The organism is Bradyrhizobium sp. SZCCHNS3002 (genome assembly GCF_032377435.1).
Lineage (GTDB): Bacteria > Pseudomonadota > Alphaproteobacteria > Rhizobiales > Xanthobacteraceae > Bradyrhizobium.
The window spans coordinates 16,200-34,073 of record NZ_JAUHHY010000027.1 but is presented as its reverse complement, the minus strand read 5'-3'; the positions used below and the strand labels follow the sequence as shown (position 1 = coordinate 34,073).

15 protein-coding genes are annotated in these 17,874 nt (G+C 65.8%); 6 read left to right on the top strand and 9 right to left on the bottom strand.

Going from position 1 to position 17,874, the window contains the following annotated elements; all coding sequences use genetic code 11:
- Positions 1-68: 68 nt before the first annotated feature.
- The 9 genes from QW845_RS33360 to QW845_RS33320 form a co-directional block, all read right to left on the bottom strand.
- On the bottom strand, positions 69-701 hold the full coding sequence (locus QW845_RS33360; protein ID WP_315805752.1) for a glutathione S-transferase family protein: 633 nt from the start codon (positions 699-701) through the stop codon (positions 69-71).
- Between the two features lie 60 nt (positions 702-761).
- Positions 762-1,355: a GNAT family N-acetyltransferase gene (locus tag QW845_RS33355; RefSeq protein WP_315805751.1), complete on the bottom strand. Its 594-nt coding sequence runs from the start codon at positions 1,353-1,355 to the stop codon at positions 762-764.
- A 9-nt stretch (positions 1,356-1,364) separates the two neighbouring features.
- Complete coding sequence (gene glpK, locus QW845_RS33350) at positions 1,365-2,867, bottom strand: glycerol kinase GlpK (RefSeq protein ID WP_315805750.1); 1,503 nt, start codon at positions 2,865-2,867, stop codon at positions 1,365-1,367.
- 161 nt (positions 2,868-3,028) lie between these two features.
- The gene (locus tag QW845_RS33345) at positions 3,029-3,802 is read right to left on the bottom strand and encodes an SDR family oxidoreductase (protein WP_315805749.1); all 774 of its coding nucleotides are present in this window, start codon (positions 3,800-3,802) and stop codon (positions 3,029-3,031) included.
- Between the two features lie 214 nt (positions 3,803-4,016).
- Positions 4,017-5,159, bottom strand: coding sequence for a pimeloyl-CoA dehydrogenase small subunit (pimD, locus tag QW845_RS33340; RefSeq protein ID WP_315805748.1), 1,143 nt, complete (start codon positions 5,157-5,159; stop codon positions 4,017-4,019).
- A gap of 145 nt (positions 5,160-5,304) precedes the next feature.
- On the bottom strand, positions 5,305-6,495 hold the full coding sequence (pimC, locus tag QW845_RS33335; RefSeq protein ID WP_315805747.1) for a pimeloyl-CoA dehydrogenase large subunit: 1,191 nt from the start codon (positions 6,493-6,495) through the stop codon (positions 5,305-5,307).
- 226 nt (positions 6,496-6,721) lie between these two features.
- On the bottom strand, positions 6,722-7,909 hold the full coding sequence (locus QW845_RS33330) for an acetyl-CoA C-acyltransferase (RefSeq protein ID WP_315805746.1): 1,188 nt from the start codon (positions 7,907-7,909) through the stop codon (positions 6,722-6,724).
- Positions 7,910-7,928: 19 nt separating this feature from the next.
- The gene (gene pimA / locus QW845_RS33325; protein ID WP_315805745.1) at positions 7,929-9,593 is read right to left on the bottom strand and encodes a dicarboxylate--CoA ligase PimA; all 1,665 of its coding nucleotides are present in this window, start codon (positions 9,591-9,593) and stop codon (positions 7,929-7,931) included.
- Positions 9,594-9,768: 175 nt separating this feature from the next.
- A complete protein-coding gene (locus tag QW845_RS33320) occupies positions 9,769-11,862 on the bottom strand; it encodes a 3-hydroxyacyl-CoA dehydrogenase NAD-binding domain-containing protein (RefSeq protein ID WP_315805744.1) in 2,094 nt (697 codons plus the stop codon).
- 213 nt (positions 11,863-12,075) lie between these two features.
- Here QW845_RS33320 and QW845_RS33315 point away from each other — a divergent pair, with 213 nt between their 5' ends.
- The 6 genes from QW845_RS33315 (at position 12,076) to QW845_RS33290 (ending at position 17,691) form a co-directional block, all read left to right on the top strand.
- Positions 12,076-12,972, top strand: a complete 897-nt coding sequence (locus tag QW845_RS33315) for an IclR family transcriptional regulator (RefSeq protein ID WP_315805743.1) — start codon at positions 12,076-12,078, stop codon at positions 12,970-12,972.
- 66 nt (positions 12,973-13,038) lie between these two features.
- Positions 13,039-13,836 carry an ABC transporter ATP-binding protein gene (locus tag QW845_RS33310; protein ID WP_315805742.1) on the top strand — a complete coding sequence of 266 codons (798 nt, stop codon included), beginning with the start codon at positions 13,039-13,041 and terminating at the stop codon, positions 13,834-13,836.
- A complete protein-coding gene (locus QW845_RS33305) occupies positions 13,833-14,546 on the top strand; it encodes an ABC transporter ATP-binding protein (RefSeq protein ID WP_315805741.1) in 714 nt (237 codons plus the stop codon). Before QW845_RS33310 ends, QW845_RS33305 begins: the two co-directional genes overlap by 4 nt.
- Positions 14,547-14,559: 13 nt before the next feature.
- Positions 14,560-15,438, top strand: a complete 879-nt coding sequence (locus QW845_RS33300; protein WP_315805740.1) for a branched-chain amino acid ABC transporter permease — start codon at positions 14,560-14,562, stop codon at positions 15,436-15,438.
- Positions 15,439-15,440: 2 nt separating this feature from the next.
- Entirely contained in the window at positions 15,441-16,457 is a 1,017-nt protein-coding gene (locus QW845_RS33295) for a branched-chain amino acid ABC transporter permease (protein ID WP_315805739.1), read from the top strand.
- Positions 16,458-16,467: 10 nt separating this feature from the next.
- A complete protein-coding gene (locus QW845_RS33290; RefSeq protein WP_315805738.1) occupies positions 16,468-17,691 on the top strand; it encodes an ABC transporter substrate-binding protein in 1,224 nt (407 codons plus the stop codon).
- The last annotated feature ends 183 nt before the right edge of the window (positions 17,692-17,874 follow it).

Sequence of the window (17,874 nt, the reverse complement as noted above, 5' to 3'; positions counted from 1 at the left end):
CCCCTCTCCCCGTGAGGAACGGGAGAAGGAGCGCACCATCGCCGGGGCGACGGCTCGCTCCAACGAGCTCAATCCCCGCTCGGCGGCGCCAGTGGCTGGACGAAAGCCTGGAATGGCGACAGCGCCTCACAGCGGGCGGCGTGCGTGGCCAGCGCCGGGTAACGCGTCGCGTCGAACAGATGCGGATGCGCCTCGCGGGTGAAGCGCAGGACGCAGGCGACGGCGATGTCCGCGTGGCCGATGCGCTCGCCATACCAATAATCCGTCGTCGCGGCGGCGCGCTCCGCCTCCAGCATCGCCAGCACGCCGGAGATCTGCGTCTCGCAACGCGCGACCCACAGGGCCAGGCGGTCCTTGCGCAGCACGCGCTCATAGATCAGGCTGACCGCCTTGTCGCCGAGACCGGTCGCGAGCGCGATCGTATGCAGCTGCCTGCGGCGCGGCGCGCCGCTGCGCGCCAGCATCGCACGCTCGGGCCCGACGGCCTCATCGAGGTGATCGAGGATCGCCGCCGAATCGATCAGCGCCTCGCCGTCATCGAGCACCAGCACCGGCACCCGGAGCAGCGGATTGTACGGCGCGATCTTGTCGGCATCGCCGAAGGTCGACCACGGCTTGTGCTCGAACGGGATGCCGTAGAGCTCGAGTGCGATCGCGGTGCGGCGGACGAAAGGCGAGTCGTATTGGCCGATCAGGAACATCGGTTATCCTCCTGTGCGGCGCATTGAAGCGCCGTTCGGCGCCGTTGTCAGCTGCCACGTTCAGGCGAGCAGCGGCACATGCGCGGCGACAGAACGCGGCAGGGTACCGTCGAGGCGGGGATCGGGGGCGATCTCGATCTGGCGGCGATAGGGGCGGAAGCCGGAGCGCTGGTAGAAGGCCAGCGCGCGCGGATGATCGAAGCTGCAGGTGTGGACCCAGAGCCGCGTCAGCGGCTGCGCCCAGGCGCGGCGCAGCGCATGGTTCATCAGCAGGCGTCCGGCGCCGGTGCCGATCAGCCTGTCGGTGACGCCGAACAGCACCAGCTCGCAATCGGTCTTGTTGCGGAAGTCGAGCTCCAGCAGGGCTTCGTCACCGCCGTCATGCGCCAAGGTGTAGATCTCGACTCCGTCGGCGCGAACTGTCTTGGCAAGCTCCGCATCGCTCATCCGCGTGCGCTGCGACCACAGCCACTCCCAGCCGACGCGGGCATAGAGGTCGCGGTACCAATCGAGATCTGGCTGCGCGACGCGGCGAATGCTCCAGTCGCCGATCGGATCCGGCGGCAACACCGGCGGCGCCACCATTTCCAGCGAGGTCACCACGGCCGCGACCTTGCCGTGTGGAACGTCGTAGTGGCCGTCGGGGACCGACATGCCGTTCACCTACTCGCCCTCGTCGCTCGCCAGCACGCCCTTCACGGCGCGGGCCCAGCCGGCGAGCTTGCGCTCCCGCGTGGCCGCGCTCATCGCCGGCCGGAAGCGGTGCTCGAGCCGCCAATTGTCGGCGAACTTTTCCGGCTCCGGATAGACGCCGGCGTTGAGGCCGGCGAGATAAGCGGCGCCGAGCGCGGTGGTCTCCTGAATCATCGGACGGTCGACTGGTGCGTCGAGCAGGTCGGCGAGACGCTGCATGGTCCAGTCCGATGCGGTCATGCCGCCGTCGACGCGCAGCACGATCGTGGCTGCGGACGCATCGGGCCAGTCGGCGCGCATCGCGGCCCACAGATCGTAGGTCTGGTAGCACACGCTCTCCAGCGTGGCATGCGCGAGCTCGGCGGGGCCGGTGTTGCGGGTCAGGCCGAACAGCGCGCCGCGCACGCGCGGATTCCAATACGGTGCGCCGAGGCCGACGAAGGCCGGCACCAGATAGACCGATTGCATCGAGTCGGACTTGTCGGCGAGCGGGCCGGTTTCGGCGGCATGCTTGATGATGCCGAGCCCATCGCGCAGCCATTGCACGGCCGAGCCGGCGACGAAGATCGAGCCTTCGAGCGCGTAGGTCCGGACGCCGTCGAGCTGATAGGCGATGGTCGTCAGCAGCTTGTTGTTCGATTTCACCGGCGTGGCACCGGTATTGAGCAGCGCGAAGCAGCCGGTGCCGTAAGTGGACTTCATCATGCCCGGCGTGAAGCAGGCCTGGCCGATGGTCGCCGCCTGCTGGTCGCCGGCGATGCCCGCGACCTTGATCGGACCGCCAAACAGCTCGGGCGTGGTGGTGCCGAAATCGGCCGAGGAGTCCTTCACCTCGGGCAGCATCGAGCGCGGCACGCGCAGCAGCTTCAGCAAGGTGTCGTCCCACTGCCCGGTGTGAATGTTGAACAGCAGCGTGCGCGAGGCGTTGGTGGCATCGGTGGCGTGGACCCGTCCACCCGTCAGCCGCCACAGCAAATAACAGTCGACGGTGCCGAACATCAGCTCGCCACGCTCGGCGCGCTCGCGCGCGCCCGGCACGTGATCGAGGATCCAGGCGACCTTCGTGCCTGAGAAATAGGGATCGATGATCAGGCCGGTCTTCGCGCTGACCTCCGGCTCATGGCCTTCGGCTTTGAGACGCGCGCAGATGTCGGCGGTGCGGCGGTCCTGCCAGACGATGGCACGGTGGACGGCCTGGCCGGTGGCACGGTCCCACACCACGGTGGTCTCGCGCTGGTTGGTGATGCCGATCGCCGCGATGTCCTTCGCCGTCAGTCCCGCCTTCTCCAGCGCGTCGCGGCAGGTCATCACCGTCGAGGTCCAGATGTCCTCCGGCTCGTGCTCGACCCAGCCCGAGGCCGGGAAATGCTGCGGAAATTCCTGCTGCGCGACCGCGGCGATCGAGATGTCGGAGCGGAACACGATCGCGCGCGAGGACGTGGTGCCCTGATCGATGGCCAGCACGAAGGACATGGGGTTTCTTCCCGGGAGTTGACGACGTTGGGCCGACAAGCAAGCGGATTGGAACGACGAGGTCAAGCTGGAGCGGCACGTGTAGGGCCTGCCCTCCCCCTCCAGGCCCTCCAGGGGAGGGTGAAGACCGACGTCTGCGCGCCACTCAGCCTTGAGAGAGGCTACACCGCCGCCGTCGTGACGCCGCCGTCGACCACGATGGTCTGGCCGGTCATGAAGGTCGAGGCATCGGACGCAAGATAGGCGACCGCGCCGGCAATCTCGTGAGGCTCGCCAATGCGGCGCAGCGGTGTCGTCGCGCAGCGCTGTTTCAGGCGGGCTTCGTCCTCCCACAGCGCGCGGGCGAAGTCGGTCTTGATCAGGCCCGGCGCGACGCAGTTGATGCGCACGCCCTGCGGGCCCCATTCGCCGGCGAGGCTGCGGCACAGCGCGAAGTCGGCGGCCTTGGAGATGCCGTAGGCGCCGATGACGGTCGAGCCGCGCAGGCCGCCGATCGAGGAGACGATGACGACCGAGCCTTTGCCGCGCGCGGCCATCGGCGGGATCGCCTTGGCGCAGAGCCAGAGATTGCTCTTCACGTTGGAGGCCATGATCTTGTCGAAGGCCTCGTCGGTGATGTCAAGCAGCGGACCGTAATACGGGTTGACCGCAGCATTGCAGACGAGGATGTCGACCTGGCCGTATTGGCTGACGGCGCCGTCGATCAGCGCATCGACCTCGGCGCGGCGCGAGATGTTGCAGGGGATGACGCGGGCCTCGCCACCGCTCGCGCGGATGCCGCTTGCCACTTCCTCGCAGGCGTCGGCCTTGCGGCTGGAGATCACGACCTTGGCGCCGAGCTGCGCCAGCAGCTCCGCAGAAGCACGGCCGATGCCACGGCTCGAGCCGGTGATGACGGCGACCTGGCCGGAGAGGTTGAAGGGATTGGGGATCATATTCTGCGTCCTCCGAGTCATTGCGAGGAGCGAAGCGACGAAGCAATCCAGGGCGACGCGTGACGCCCTGGATTGCTTCGCTACGCTCGCAATGACGGCTCAAAACAACCGAGCCGGCGTAGGCTCTCACGCTCGTCATGCGCGGGCTTGACCCGCGCATCCATCATCAAGGAGCGATGGGTTGCCGGGTCAAGCCCGGCAACGACGGACCATCTCAGATCAACCCACCCGCCTCGCTGACGCGGCGCGTGTGGTAGTCGGTGTCACCGAAGGTGCTCTCGATCATGGTCAGGCGCTTGAAGTAGTGGCCGATCTTGGCCTCCATCGTCATGCCGATGCCGCCGTGGAGCTGGATCGCCTGCTGGCCGACGAACTTGGCCGATTTGCCGATCTGCACCTTGGCCGCGGCGATCGAGGTGGCGCGCTCCTTGGCGTCGTCGAAGTCGGCGGCCATGGTGGCGAACATCGACATCGAGCGGGCCTGCTCCAGCGCGACGAACATGTCGGAGGCGCGGTGCTGCAGCGACTGGAACGAGCCGATCGCGACGCCGAACTGCTTGCGCGTCTTGATGTACTCGACCGTGGTCTTGAGCGACTCGTCCATCAGGCCGACGGCTTCCGCGCACAGTGCGATGCGGGCCTCGTCGACGACGCGCTCGATCAGCGGCAGAGCGTTAGCAGGATCGCCGATCGCGGCGTCGGCGCCCACTTCCACACCGGTGAAGGTGATGTCCGCCGCGTGCAGGCCGTCCTGGGTCGGATAGCCCTTGCGGGTGACGCCCTTCGCGTCGGCCGGCACGATGAACACGCCGATGCCCGACTTGTCGCGCTGGCCACCGGAGGTGCGCGCGGTGACGATCAGGGTGTCGGCATTCTCGCCGTTGAGCACGACGAACTTCTCGCCGTCGATGACCCAGCCGTCGCCCTTCTTCTTGGCGGAGGTGACGACATCGAACAGGTCGTAGCGCGACTGCTTCTCGAGCTGCGCGAACGCAAACGTCTTGCTGCCGTCGATGATTCCGGGCAGGTGCGCCGTCTTCTGCGCTGCCGAGCCGCCATGGCGGAGGAAGCCGCCGGCCAGCACGACCGTGGCGAGATACGGCTCCAGCACCAGCGCGCGGCCCATCGCTTCCATCACGATCATGGTCTCGACGCCGCCGGCGCCGAAGCCGCCGTCTTCCTCGGAGAACGGCAGACCGAGCAGGCCCTGCTCGGCGAGCTTGGACCACATCGCGCGGCTCCAGCCGCCCTTCTCCTTCATGTAGAGCTTGCGCTTGTCGAAATCATAGGCATCCGCCAGCAGGCCGTCGATGCTGTCCTTGAGGAGACGCTGCTCCTCGGTGAGATCAAAATCCATTGGTTGACTCTCCAGTATCCCCATTCTCCGTCATGCCCGCGCTTGTCGCGGGCATCCACGTCGTGCCCGGGCAGGGCTGCGCGTGGATGGCCGGGTCAAGCCCGGCCATGACGGCGTGCGTTGTCGAGGCGCTGCGGCTCACAGGTCAGAGCCCCAGCACCGCCTTGGCGATGATGTTGCGCTGGATCTCGTTGGAGCCGCCGTAGATCGAGACCTTGCGGTTGTTGAAGTAGCTCGGCGCGATCTGGGCGGTCCAATCCATGGTCTCGTTGCTGTCGTCGTCGCCATGGATGTCGTAGGGCGCGGCGAACGGGCCGATCACCTCCATCAGCAGCTCGGTGGTGGTCTGCTGGATCTCCGAGCCCTTGATCTTCAGCACCGAAGACGCCGGATTGGGCTTGCCCTTGCCGTGCTTGCCCTCGTCGGCGACGACACGCAGCTGCGTCAGCTCCAGCGCCTTGAGCTCGACCTCGCACGCGGTGAGCTTCTCGCGGAACGACGGGTCTTCCAGCACCGGACGGCCGCCCGCCTCGATCTTGGCGGCGAGCTCCTTGATGCGGCGGATGCGCTCCTTGGAGACGCCGACGCGGGCGATTCCGGTGCGCTCATTGCCGAGCAGGAACTTGGCGTAGTCCCAGCCCTTGTTCTCCTCGCCGATCAGGTTCTCATAGGGTACCTCGACGTCGTCGAAGAACACCTCGTTGACCTCGTGGCCGCCGTCGATGGTCTGGATCGGACGCACGGTGACGCCCTTCGACTTCATGCTGAAGACGATGAAGGAGATGCCCATCTGCTTCTTCGCGGAGGGATCGGTGCGGCACAGGCAGAAGATCATGTCGGCGTGCTGGGCCAAGGTGGTCCAGGTCTTCTGGCCGTTGATGATCCACTTGTCGCCGCGGCGCTCGGCCTTGGTCTTCAGCGAGGCCAGGTCGGAGCCGGAGCCCGGCTCCGAGAAGCCCTGGCACCACCAGTCGTCGACATTGGCGATGCGCGGCAGATACTGCTTCTTCTGCGCCTCGTTGCCGAAGGTGTAGATCACCGGGCCGACCATGCTGACGCCGAAGGCGAGCGGCTGCGGCGCCGGATAGGCCTGCAGCTCCTCGTTGAAGATGTAGTGCTGCACCGAGGTCCAGCCGGTGCCGCCATATTCCGTCGGCCAGTGCGAGACGCCCCAACCCTTCTTGTTGAGGATGCGCCACCAGGTCACCATCTCGTCCTTCGACAGATGGCGGCCCTCGATCATCTTCCGCCGTGTCTCCGGCGGCACGTTGTCCTTGAAGAACTGCCGGACTTCCTCGCGGAACGCCTGCTCTTCCTTCGTGAATGCAAGATCCATCGGATCCTCCCGTGTGTAGTTTGAATCGCGTTCGTTCGTCTTGTTCCGCCGTCGTCCCGGCGAACGCCGGGACCCATAACCACCGACGGTCGTTTGAGAGCACAGGCATCTGCCGTCATGCCCCAAGCAACATCACGCGGTATGGGTCCCGGGTCTGCGCTTCGCTTGCCCGGGACGACACCGAGTGAAATCCCGCGCGAGTTGCGCGTGGGATTTCGGTCGTTCGTTACTGCAGCACCTCGAACAGGCCGGCGGCGCCCATGCCGCCGCCGACGCACATGGTGACGACGGCGTACTTGGCCTTGCGGCGGCGGCCTTCGATCAGGGCGTGGCCGGTGAGCCGCGCGCCCGACATGCCGTAGGGATGGCCGACCGCGATGGCGCCGCCATTGACGTTGATCTTGTCGGGGTCGATGCCGAGCTTGTCGCGGCAGTACAGCACCTGCACGGCGAACGCCTCGTTGAGCTCCCACAGGCCGATGTCGTCGACGGTCAGCCCGTGGCGCTTGAGCAGGCGCGGCACCGCGAACACCGGGCCGATGCCCATCTCGTCGGGCTCGCAGCCATGCGCGACGAAGCCGCGGAAGATGCCGAGCGGCTGCAGGCCGCGCTTCGCCGCAGTGGCGTCGCTCATGATGACGCAGGCCGAGGCGCCGTCGGAGAGCTGGCTGGCATTACCCGCGGTGATCGAGAAGCCGTCGCCGCGCACGGCCTTGAGGCCGGCAAGACCTTCGGCGGTCGTCTCGGGACGCGGCCCCTCGTCCTGCGACAAGGTGACGTCCTTGAACGAGACATTGCCGGTGGCCTTATCGGTGACCGCCATCTTGGTGGTGATCGGCGCCAGCTCGTCGTTGAACTTGCCGCCCTGCTGCGCGGCCGCGGTGCGGCGCTGGCTCTCCAGCGCATATTCGTCCTGCCGTTCGCGGGAGATGCCGTAGCGCTTGGCGACGATCTCGGCGGTGTCGATCATCGGCATGTAGACGTCGCCCTTGATCTCGAGCAGCGCCGGATCGGTGGCCTGGAAGCTGTTCATCTTGTCGTTCTGGACCAGCGAGATCGATTCGCCGCCGCCGCCGACTGCGATCTCGACACCGTCGAAGATCACCGAGCGCGCCGCGAGCGCAATCGCCTGCAGACCGGAGGCGCATTGGCGGTCGATCGTGGTGCCGCCGACCGACACCGGCAGGCCGGCACGCAGCAGCGCCTTGCGCGCGATGTTGCCGCCGGTCGAGCCCTGCTGCAAGGCCGCGCCCATCACGACATCCTCGACCTCTGCCGGATCGACCTTGGCGCGCTTGACCGCCTCGCCGATGGCGTGGCCGAGCAGCGTCGCGCCGCCGGTGGCATTGAGCGCGCCGCGATAGGCCTTGCCGATCGGCGTGCGGGCGGTGGAAACGATGACGGCATCGGTCATGGGCGACCTCCTGTTGTTGTCACTGATGTTTGATTTGAGACGCGGGTGATTGCTGCTGGCGCAGTTCGTGACGCGACAGCTTGCCGACCGGCGTGCGCGGCAGCTCGTCGACGAACTCGACCGCCGCCGGCAGCTCGTGCTTGCCGAGCTTGCCGGTGAGGAAGGCGCGGAGATCCTCGACCGGGAACGGCGCAAAGCCGTCGCGCAGCTTGATGAAGGCCTTGGCCGCCTCGCCGCGATAGGCGTCGGGAATACCGATCACGATGACCTCCTGCACCGCCGGATGGGTGTAGATCGCCTGCTCGATCATCTGCGGATAGACGTTGAAGCCGCCGGAAATGATCATGTCCTTCTTGCGGTCGACCAGGAAGTAGAAGCCGTCGGCGTCGACATAGCCGATGTCGCCGGTCAGGAAATGATCGCCGACGAACGACTGCGCCGTTTCCTCCGGCCGGTTCCAATAGCCCTTGGTGACGTTCGGCCCCTTGATCCGGATCTCGCCGACCTCGTTCACGCCGAGCACCTTTGCGGGATCCTCGAGCGACACGACGTCCATCTCGATGCCGGGCAGCGTGATCCCGATCGAGCCGGGCTTGTCCGGGCCACCCTTGGGATGGGCGGTGCCGGGCGAGCAGGTCTCGGTCATGCCCCAGCCGCTCTTCAGCTTCATGCCGACGCGTCGCTCCAGGATGCGCGCGACCTCGACCGGCAGCGGCGCGCCGCCGGAGCCGACGCTGGTCAGCGACGACAGATCACGCTTGTCGAGATCGGGCAGGTTGGCGATCGCGATCCACATCGTCGGCACGCCGGGAAAATAGGTCGCGCGCTTGACCTCGATGTCGCGCATCACGGCGTCGAGATCGAAGCGCTGGTGCAGCGAGATCAGGCTGCCGAGGCGCAGCGAGGTCAGCAGCACCACCGTCAGTGCATAGATGTGGAACAGCGGCAAGACGCAGATCACGCGGTCGGAGCCGTTACCGTTTGCACGCGTCGCGCGGCCCCAGACTTCGGCGATCGACACCGCGGAGGTGAGATTGCCATGGGTCAGCATCGCACCCTTGGGCAGGCCGGTGGTGCCGCCGGTATATTGCAGCAGGGCGATGTCGTCTGGCGAGATCGAAGGCCACGCCATAGGCGCAACGGCGCCTTCGACGAAGGCGCGGTGCGTAATCACCGCGGGATTGTCCGGCAGCGCCGTCTGCGGCGTGCCGACTTTGCCCCAATCATCATCCTCGCAGACGATCAGGCGATCGATCAGTCCCTTGGCGAGGAACTTCAACGCGGTCGGCAGCAGCGCTGATAGGTTCGACGTGACGAGAATGCGCGCGCCGGAATCGCTGAGCTTGTGCGACAACGCGATCTCGCCATCGAGCGGCGACAGGTGCACCACGCGGGCGCCGGCCTTGAGCGCGCCGAAGAAGTTGATCGGATGATCCGGCGTATTGCCGAGGAACAGCGCGATCGACGCGCCCTTGCCGAAGCCGGCGCGCAGGAACGCGGCGGCGGCCTGGTCGACGAGCGCCGCGAGTTGCTTGAAAGTGATGGGGCGGTCGCGGAATTCCAGCGCGTCGCCATCGCCGAAGTCACTGACCGCCTTTGCCAGCAGATCCGGCAAGGTGCCACGCGCGATCGGCGCGTCCCAGCGGACGCCTTCGGGATAGAACTGTTCGCCAGGATGGGTCATGCGAGCTCAATGTCCGTTGGCGTAAGACGGCCCCGCTGTCTCCGTTCCCTCCCCCCTTGTGGGGGAGGGTCAGGGAGGGGGGTGGCCCCGGGCGAGACTGCCCGTGTGGACCCCCAACCCCTCCCCGCAAGGGGGAGGGGAGCGCAGCCGGGCGCAGAGTGATAGTTGGGCCGCCTCAAGCGGCCTTCCCCTGCGCCAGCGAGGCGAAGGTCTTGCCTTCGTCGGCGAGCTTCTTCAGCAGCGGCGCTGGCTCCAGCGACGGGTCATTGGTCTCCTTGGCATAGAACGCCAGCCGCTCGGCAATGTGCTTCAGGCCGACGCTGTCGGCCCAGTACATCGGGCCGCCGCGATAGATCGGCCAGCCATAGCCGTAGAGCCAGACAACGTCGATGTCGGACGGACGCGCGGCGATGCCCTCGGCGAGGATCTTCGCGCCCTCGTTGATCATCGGATACATCATGCGCTCGAGGATCTCCTCGTCGCTGACCGCGCGGCGCTTGAGGCCGAGCTTGGCGAGCGTCTCGTCGATCAACTTCTCGACATCGGGATCCGGCAGCGGCGCACGCGAGCCGGCCTCGTATTTGTAGTAGCCCTTGCCGGTCTTCTGGCCGAAGCGGCCCGCTTCGCACAGCGCATCCGCGATCTCGCTCTTGATGCCGCGGTCCTTGCGCGAGCGCCAGCCGATGTCGAGGCCGGCGAGATCGCCCATCGCGAACGGGCCCATCGGCATGCCGAACTTGGTGACGACGGCATCGACCTGCTGCGGCAGCGCGCCTTCGAACAACAGCTTCTCGGCCTGCTTGCCACGCTGCGCCAGCATGCGGTTGCCGACGAAGCCGTCGCAGACGCCGACCACGGCCGGCACCTTGGCGATCTTGCGGGCGATCGACACGGCGGTGACGAGCGCATCCGGCGCGGTCTTCTCCGCGCGCACGATCTCGCACAGCTTCATGACGTTGGCCGGCGAGAAGAAATGCATGCCGAGCACGTCCTGCGGACGGCTGGTCTCGGCGGCGATTGCGTCGATGTTCAGATACGAAGTGTTCGAGGCCAGCACCGCGCCCGGCTTGGCATATTGATCGAGCTTGCCGAACACTTCCTTCTTCACGGCCATGGTCTCGAACACCGCCTCGATGACGAGGTCGGCGTCCTTGACGTTCTCGAGACCGACCTTGCCGTCGATCAGCGCCATGCGCTTGGCCGGGGCGTCCGCCGGAATGCCGCCGCGCGCGGCGGTCGCCTCCCAGTTCTTCTGCATGATGCCCATGCCGCGCTTGAGCTGCTCCTCGGCGGTCTCGATCAGGGTGACCGGGATGCCGGCATTGGCGAACGACATCGCGATGCCGCCGCCCATGGTGCCGGCGCCGATGATGGCGACGCGCTCGACCTTGCGGCCCTTCGTGCCCTCGGGCACGCCGGCAATCTTGGCCGCCTCGCGCTCGGCGAAGAACGCGTAGCGCTGCGCCTTGGACTGGTCGCTGGTGAGCAGCTTGAGGAAGCCCTCGCGCTCCCGCTTCAAGCCCTCGTCGAACGGCAGATCGATCGCATAGCCGACCGCATCGGCCGCCGCGAACGGCGCCTCCAGCCCGCGCGACTTCTTGGTGATCGCAGCGACCGCATTGGTGAAGATCGAGCGATCGGCCTTGGCCGCGGCGATCTTGGAGTCATCGTCGCGCAGCTTGCGCAGCGGACGGTTCTCCGCCACCACCTTGCGCGCGAAGGCTTCGCCGCCCGATGCCGGCCCCTCGACGATCTCCTCGATCAGGCCCGCCTTCAGCGCTTCGGCTGCGCCGATCGGATCACCGGCGACGATCATCTTGACCGCGAGCTCCGGCCCCACCGCGCGCGGCAGGCGCTGCGTTCCGCCCGCGCCCGGCAGCAGGCCGAGCTTCACCTCGGGCAGGCCGAGCTTCGCCTCCTTGGTGGCGACACGATAATGACAGGCGAGCGCCACTTCGAGACCACCGCCCAGCGCCGTTCCATGAATCGCCGCGATGACCGGCTTGGGGCTGTTCTCGATCGTGCTCAGCACGTCGTTGAGCGCCGGCGGCTTCGGCGGCTTGCCGAACTCGGTGATATCGGCGCCGGCAATGAAGGTGCGTCCGCCGCAGGTCAGCACGATGGCCTTGATTGCGGGATCGTCGATCGCCGCCTTGACGTTGTCCAGGATGCCGCCGCGAACTGCGGCACTCAGCGCATTGACGGGCGGACTGTCGATGGTGACGATGCCGATGATGTCATGACGATCAAGCTTTGCCACTTCGCTCACGCGTAAGCTCCTTGGGATGTCGTTTCTTTGCGGCCGGTTAACGTTCCGACCCCTTCTTGGCTCTTCATTTGCGCAGAGGTTCAGCCTTGCTTGCGTCTACCCGCTGCCGGACATCAATTCCGCAGTGCGAAATCTAATTCCACATCTTGACAGCCAGGGTTATTTTGAAGCACGAGCGTTGTCAACGAGGCTCATCAATCAACAGCCGATGACATGAAACGCCCAGGGAAGAAAGCTGCGACCGATCGCAACTTCGTCGTTGCGCTGTCGCGCGGCCTCGAGGTGCTCAGGGCTTTCCGGCCCAATGACGGCCTGCTGGGCAACCAGGAGATCGCGGCGCGCACCAACCTGCCCAAGCCGACCGTGTCGCGCCTGACCTACACGCTGACCAAGCTCGGCTATCTCACGCCCGTTCCCCGCTTCGAGAAATATCAGCTGGCGCCGTCAGCGCTGCTGCTCGGCTACGCCGCGCTCGCCAATCTCGGCGTGCGCCAGCTCTCCGAGCCGTTCCGCGAGCAGCTGATGCGCGAGACCGGCGGTGCGGTGGCAATCGGCGGCCGCGACCGGCTCAGCATGATCTATATCGGCCAGAGCCGGCACGGCGTCGTCAACGTCGAGCTCGACGTGGGCTCGCGCATTCCGATTGCGACCACCGCGATGGGCCGGGCCTATCTCTGGGCGCTGCCCGAAGAGGAACGCGCCGTGCTGATGCGCGAGATGCGCGAGCATTACGGCAACCGCTGGCCCAAGATCCGTGACGGGATCGAGCGCGCCGGCGAAACCGTCGCCAAGTACGGCTTCACGATCTCGGCCGGCGAATGGCAGGATGACGTTCACGCCGTCGGCGCGGCGTTGAGGCTCAACGATGGAACGGGTCCTTACGCGATCAATTGCGGCGCGCCTGCATTCCGCTTCACGGAAGAGCGCCTGCTCACCGACATTGGACCTCGTCTCGTGGCGATGGTAAGGAAAATCGAAGCAGCGCTTGGCGGACTTGCGCCGCAAACTAATCAGACGAATGTTCATGCGAACAATTCGTCTCACAAAGAACTCAATAAAAAGCCGAAGCCAGGAGGAAAAGTTGCCCGTGTTGCCGAGGGTATCAGATAGCCTGCATCATCGCGGTCGGCTGGCGCCGCGTCCTGACCTGAACGATTTCGGGAGGGGCGAGACGAGATGACGCAGGCACAACTCGCCCAGACCAACGATCCGCTGCTCGCCGTCCGCGACGTCAGCGTCGTGTTCGGCGGCATCGTGGCGCTGAACGGCGTCTCGTTCGACATGCGCCAGGGCCAGATCCTCGGCCTCATCGGCCCGAACGGCGCCGGCAAGACCACGCTGTTCAACTGCCTCAGCCGGCTCTATCAGCCGAGCTCCGGCGACATCCTGATGGAAGGCCACAGCATCCTGAAGCGGCCGCCACACCGCATCGCCGAGATCGGCATCGGCCGCACCTTCCAGAACGTGGCGCTGTTCCCGAACCTGTCGGTGCTCGACAACGTCCGCGTCGGCACGCATGCGCGGACCTCGAGCGACATCATCTCCGATTCGCTTCGTCTCGCCTGGATCCGCCGCAGCGAGACTTCGGTGAATACCAAGGTTCACGAGATCCTCGCCTATCTCAACCTCGAGGAGGTCGCGCACAAGACCGTGTCCGGGCTGCCGTTCGGCACCCAGAAGCGCGTCGAGCTGGCGCGCGCGCTCGCCGCTGGCCCGAAGATCCTGCTGCTTGACGAGCCCGCCGGCGGCCTCAATCACGAGGAAGTCTATGTGCTCGGCGACCTGATCCGTCGCATCCGCGACGAGCGCCATGTCACTGTGCTGCTGGTCGAGCATCACATGGGACTGGTGATGTCGATCGCCGACCACGTGGTGGCGCTGAATTTCGGCCGCAAGCTCGCCGAGGGCACGCCCGCGCAGGTGCAGGCCGATCCCGACGTCATCAAGGCCTATCTCGGGAGCAAGGATCAATGACGGCGCTGCTCAACGTCAAGGACCTGCGCGCCTATTACGGCCAGGTCCAGGCCCTGCACGGCCTCTCCTTCTCGCTCAACGAAGGCTCGCTGACGACCCTGCTCGGCGCCAATGGCGCCGGCAAGACCACCACCCTGCGCGCGATCTGCAACATGGTGCGCTCGACCGGTGCGATCGAGTTCGAGGGCAAGCCGCTCAACAACAAGTCGACCGAGAGCATCGTCCGCTTCGGCATCGCGCACGTCCCGCAGGGTCGCGGCACCTTCACCAACATGACGGTGGAGGAAAACCTGCAGCTCGGCGCCATCACCCGCTCCGACAAGGCGGGCATCGTCGCCGACATCGAGCGGATGTATTCCTACTTCCCCAAGCTGAAGGAGCGTCATACGCAGCAGGCCGGCACCCTGTCCGGCGGCGAGCAGCAGATGCTGGCCGTGGCGCGGGCGCTAATGCTGCGTCCCAGGTTGATGCTGCTCGACGAGCCGTCGTTCGGCCTCGCGCCGCTGGTGGTCCGCGACCTCTTCGGCATCCTCGGCAAGATCAACCGCGAGGAAAAGGTCTCGATCCTCGTCGTCGAGCAGAACGCGCAGCTCGCGCTGGAGCTCGCCGATCAGGCCTATGTGATCGAGACCGGCCGCATCGTCATGTCCGGCGCGGCCTCGGACATCGCGAACGACGAGAACGTCCGCAAATCCTATTTGGGCTACTAACGGAGGCGGGACAATGGAGCTGTTCACCAACCAGGTCCTGGCCGGCATTGCGACTGGCGCGATCTACGCCTGCATGGCGCTCGCGGTCGTGATGATCTACCAGGCGATCGACCATCTCAACTTCGCGCAAGGCGAGATGGCGATGTTCTCGACATTCATCTCCTGGCAGCTGATGCAATGGGGCCTGCCCTACTGGGTCGCCTTCGTGGCGACGCTGGCCTTGTCCTTTGCCGGCGGCATCGCGATCGAGCGCGTGCTGTTCAAGCCGCTCACCAAGGCGCCGATCCTGACTCAGGTCGCCGGCTTCATCGCGCTGTACTCGATCATCAACTCCTTTGCCGGACTGACCTGGGACTTCACCATCAAGCAGTATCCGACGCCGTTCGGATCGTCGCCGTTCCTGGGCAGCCAGCTGATCTCGACGCACCAGGCCGGCATGATCGGCATCACCTTGCTGCTGCTGATCGGCCTGTACTTCTTCTTCCAGTACACCAGGGTCGGGCTTGCGATGCGTGCGGCGGCGGCGGTGCCCGAGTCGGCGCGGCTGGTCGGCATCAACACGTCGTGGATGATCGCGCTCGGCTGGGGCATGGCGGCAGCGATCGGCTCGATCGCCGGCATGCTGATCGCGCCGGTGGTCTTCCTCGAGCCGAACATGATGGGCGGCGTGCTGATCTACGGGTTCGCCGCCGCCGTGCTCGGCGGCCTGACCAGCCCGTTCGGCGCGGTGCTCGGCGGCTTCCTGGTCGGCATCTTCGAAAATCTCGCCGGAACCTACATCCCGCATGTGGGCAACGAGATGAAGCTGCCGATCGCTCTGGCCCTCATCATCTCCGTCCTGGTCATCAAGCCCGCCGGCCTGTTCGGCCGCAACATCGTGAAGCGAGTCTGATCATGAGCGCAATCGAGGACATCACATCCCAGGCGCCCGCGGTCGAGGCCGTTCCGAAGCGGGCCATGACCCTGAGCTCCGGCACCACCTTCGTGGTCGTGCTGCTGCTCCTGATAGTGCCGCTGTTCGTCAAGAACTTCATCATCTTCCAGATGACGATGCTGCTGATCTACGGGCTGGCCGTGCTGGCGCTGAACATCCTGACCGGCGGATCCGGCCAGTTCTCGCTCGGCAACAGCGCCTTCTACGCCATCGGAGCCTATACGTCGGCGATCCTGATGGAGCAGTACAATGTCAACTACGCGCTGACCCTGCCGGTCGCCGGCGTGATCTGCTTCGGCGCCGGCTTCCTGTTCGGCCAGCCGGCGCTGCGGCTCTCGGGCGTGTATCTCGCGCTCGCCACCTTCGCGCTCGCCACCGCGATGCCGCAGATCCTCAAGCTCGGCTTCTTCGAGGAATGGACCGGCGGCGTGCAGGGCCTCGTCGTCACCAAGCCGGACGCGCCGTTCGGCCTGCCGATGTCGCAGGACATGTGGCTGTACTACTTCACACTGGCGATCACGATCGCGATCTACGTGTTCTCGGTGAACCTCCTGCGCTCGCGTTCGGGGCGGGCTTTCATGGCGATCCGCGACAACGAGATCGCGGCATCCGCCATGGGCATCGACGTCGCGACCTACAAGACGCTGGCGTTCGGCGTCAGCGCCGGCATCACCGGCGTCGCCGGCGGCCTCGGCGCCATAGCCGTGCAGTTCGTGGCACCCGACAGCTACACGATCGTGCTCGCGATCTCGCTGTTCCTCGGCATGGTCGTCGGCGGCGTCGGCTGGCTGCCCGGATCGTTCGTCGGCGCGGCCTTCATCATCTTCGTTCCCAACATCGCCGAAGGCATTTCAAAGGGCCTGTCCGGCGCGGTGTTCGGCGTGCTGCTGTTCCTCGTCATCTTCCTCGTGCCGCACGGCTCGCGGCAGGTGGCGATGGTGGCGCAGCAGCTGCTCGGCAAACTCAGAAAGAACTAAGGAGGAACTCTTGCAGGTCGTTCAACAACTACGAATCGCCGCGATCGCGACGGCGGTCATCGCCCTCACCTCGGGCGCAGCACTCGCCCAGAAGAAATACGATACCGGCGCGTCGGATACCGAGATCAAGATCGGCAACATCATGCCCTATAGCGGACCGGCGTCCGCCTACGGCGTGATCGGCAAGACCGAGGAGGCGTATTTCAAGAAGATCAACGCCGAGGGCGGCATCAACGGCCGCAAGATCAACTTCGTCAGCTATGACGACGCCTATTCGCCGCCCAAGGCGGTCGAGCAGGTGCGCAAGCTGGTCGAAAGCGACGAGGTCCTGTTCGTCTTCAACCCGCTCGGCACGCCCTCGAACTCGGCGATCCAGAAATATCTCAACGGCAAGAAGATCCCGCAACTGTTCGTCGCCACCGGCGCCACCAAGTGGAACGACCCGAAGAACTTCCCCTGGACCATGGGCTGGCAGCCGAGCTACCAGAGCGAGGGCCGCATCTACGCGAAGTACCTGCTCAAGGACAAGCCCGGCGCCAAGGTCGGCGTGCTGTTCCAGAACGACGATTTCGGCAAGGACTATCTGAAGGGCCTCAAGGACGGCCTCGGCGACAAGGCCGCGTCCATGATCGTCATGGAGGAGAGCTACGAGACGTCCGAACCCTCGATCGACGGCCACATCGTCAAGCTGAAGGCCTCCGGCGCCGACGTCTTCTTCAGCGTCACCACGCCCAAGTTCGCGGCGCAGGCGATCAAGAAGCTTGCCGAGATCGACTGGCATCCGACGCATCTGGTCGTCAACGTGTCGGCCTCGGTCGGCAGCGTGATCAAGCCGGCCGGCTTCGAGAACTCGCAAGGGATTCTTTCGGCCGCCTACGCCAAGGATGCTGCGGATCCGCAGTGGAACGATGATCCCGGCATGAAGAAGTTCTTCGACTTCCTCGCGCAGTACTATCCCGACGCCAACAAGCTCGACAGCTCGACCGTCTACGGCTACGGCGCCGCGCAGACGCTGGTGAAGGTGCTGCAGATGTGCGGTGACGACCTGACCCGCGCCAACGTGATGAAGCAGGCCGCGAGCCTGAAGGACTTCGCGCCCGACACGCTGCTGCCGGGCGTCAAGATCAACACCTCGGCTACCGACTTCGCGCCCATCGAGCAATTGCAGATGATGCGGTTCAAGGGCGAGAAGTGGGAGCTGTTCGGCGAGGCGATCAGCGGCGCCATCGAGTAATCGCGCATCGCCGCAGAAAGCGGTGCCGATCTCCACTGGCCCTCCGCGCCATCGGCGCGGAGGGCTTTTTCATATCTGGATCGGCGTCGAACTATTCATCTCAGGCTGTTCTTGCAGAGCAATCACCCGCCGAGATTGCGGAGACCTCTCGCAGTTGCACATGATATGGACCGCCAAGGCACC

Excerpts from the sequence above, each read along its gene's own strand:
- QW845_RS33305 (WP_315805741.1), top strand. The coding sequence starts at position 13,833 with ATGACGGCGCTGCTCAACGTCAAGGACCTGCGCGCCTATTACGGCCAG.
- QW845_RS33345 (WP_315805749.1), bottom strand. The coding sequence starts at position 3,802 with ATGATCCCCAATCCCTTCAACCTCTCCGGCCAGGTCGCCGTCATCACC.
- QW845_RS33355 (WP_315805751.1), bottom strand. The coding sequence starts at position 1,355 with ATGTCGGTCCCCGACGGCCACTACGACGTTCCACACGGCAAGGTCGCG.
- QW845_RS33330 (WP_315805746.1), bottom strand. The coding sequence starts at position 7,909 with ATGACCGATGCCGTCATCGTTTCCACCGCCCGCACGCCGATCGGCAAG.
- glpK (WP_315805750.1), bottom strand. The coding sequence starts at position 2,867 with ATGTCCTTCGTGCTGGCCATCGATCAGGGCACCACGTCCTCGCGCGCG.
- pimA (WP_315805745.1), bottom strand. The coding sequence starts at position 9,593 with ATGACCCATCCTGGCGAACAGTTCTATCCCGAAGGCGTCCGCTGGGAC.
- QW845_RS33300 (WP_315805740.1), top strand. The coding sequence starts at position 14,560 with ATGGAGCTGTTCACCAACCAGGTCCTGGCCGGCATTGCGACTGGCGCG.
- QW845_RS33295 (WP_315805739.1), top strand. The coding sequence starts at position 15,441 with ATGAGCGCAATCGAGGACATCACATCCCAGGCGCCCGCGGTCGAGGCC.
- pimD (WP_315805748.1), bottom strand. The coding sequence starts at position 5,159 with ATGGATTTTGATCTCACCGAGGAGCAGCGTCTCCTCAAGGACAGCATC.
- QW845_RS33315 (WP_315805743.1), top strand. The coding sequence starts at position 12,076 with ATGAAACGCCCAGGGAAGAAAGCTGCGACCGATCGCAACTTCGTCGTT.
- pimC (WP_315805747.1), bottom strand. The coding sequence starts at position 6,495 with ATGGATCTTGCATTCACGAAGGAAGAGCAGGCGTTCCGCGAGGAAGTC.
- QW845_RS33310 (WP_315805742.1), top strand. The coding sequence starts at position 13,039 with ATGACGCAGGCACAACTCGCCCAGACCAACGATCCGCTGCTCGCCGTC.
- QW845_RS33360 (WP_315805752.1), bottom strand. The coding sequence starts at position 701 with ATGTTCCTGATCGGCCAATACGACTCGCCTTTCGTCCGCCGCACCGCG.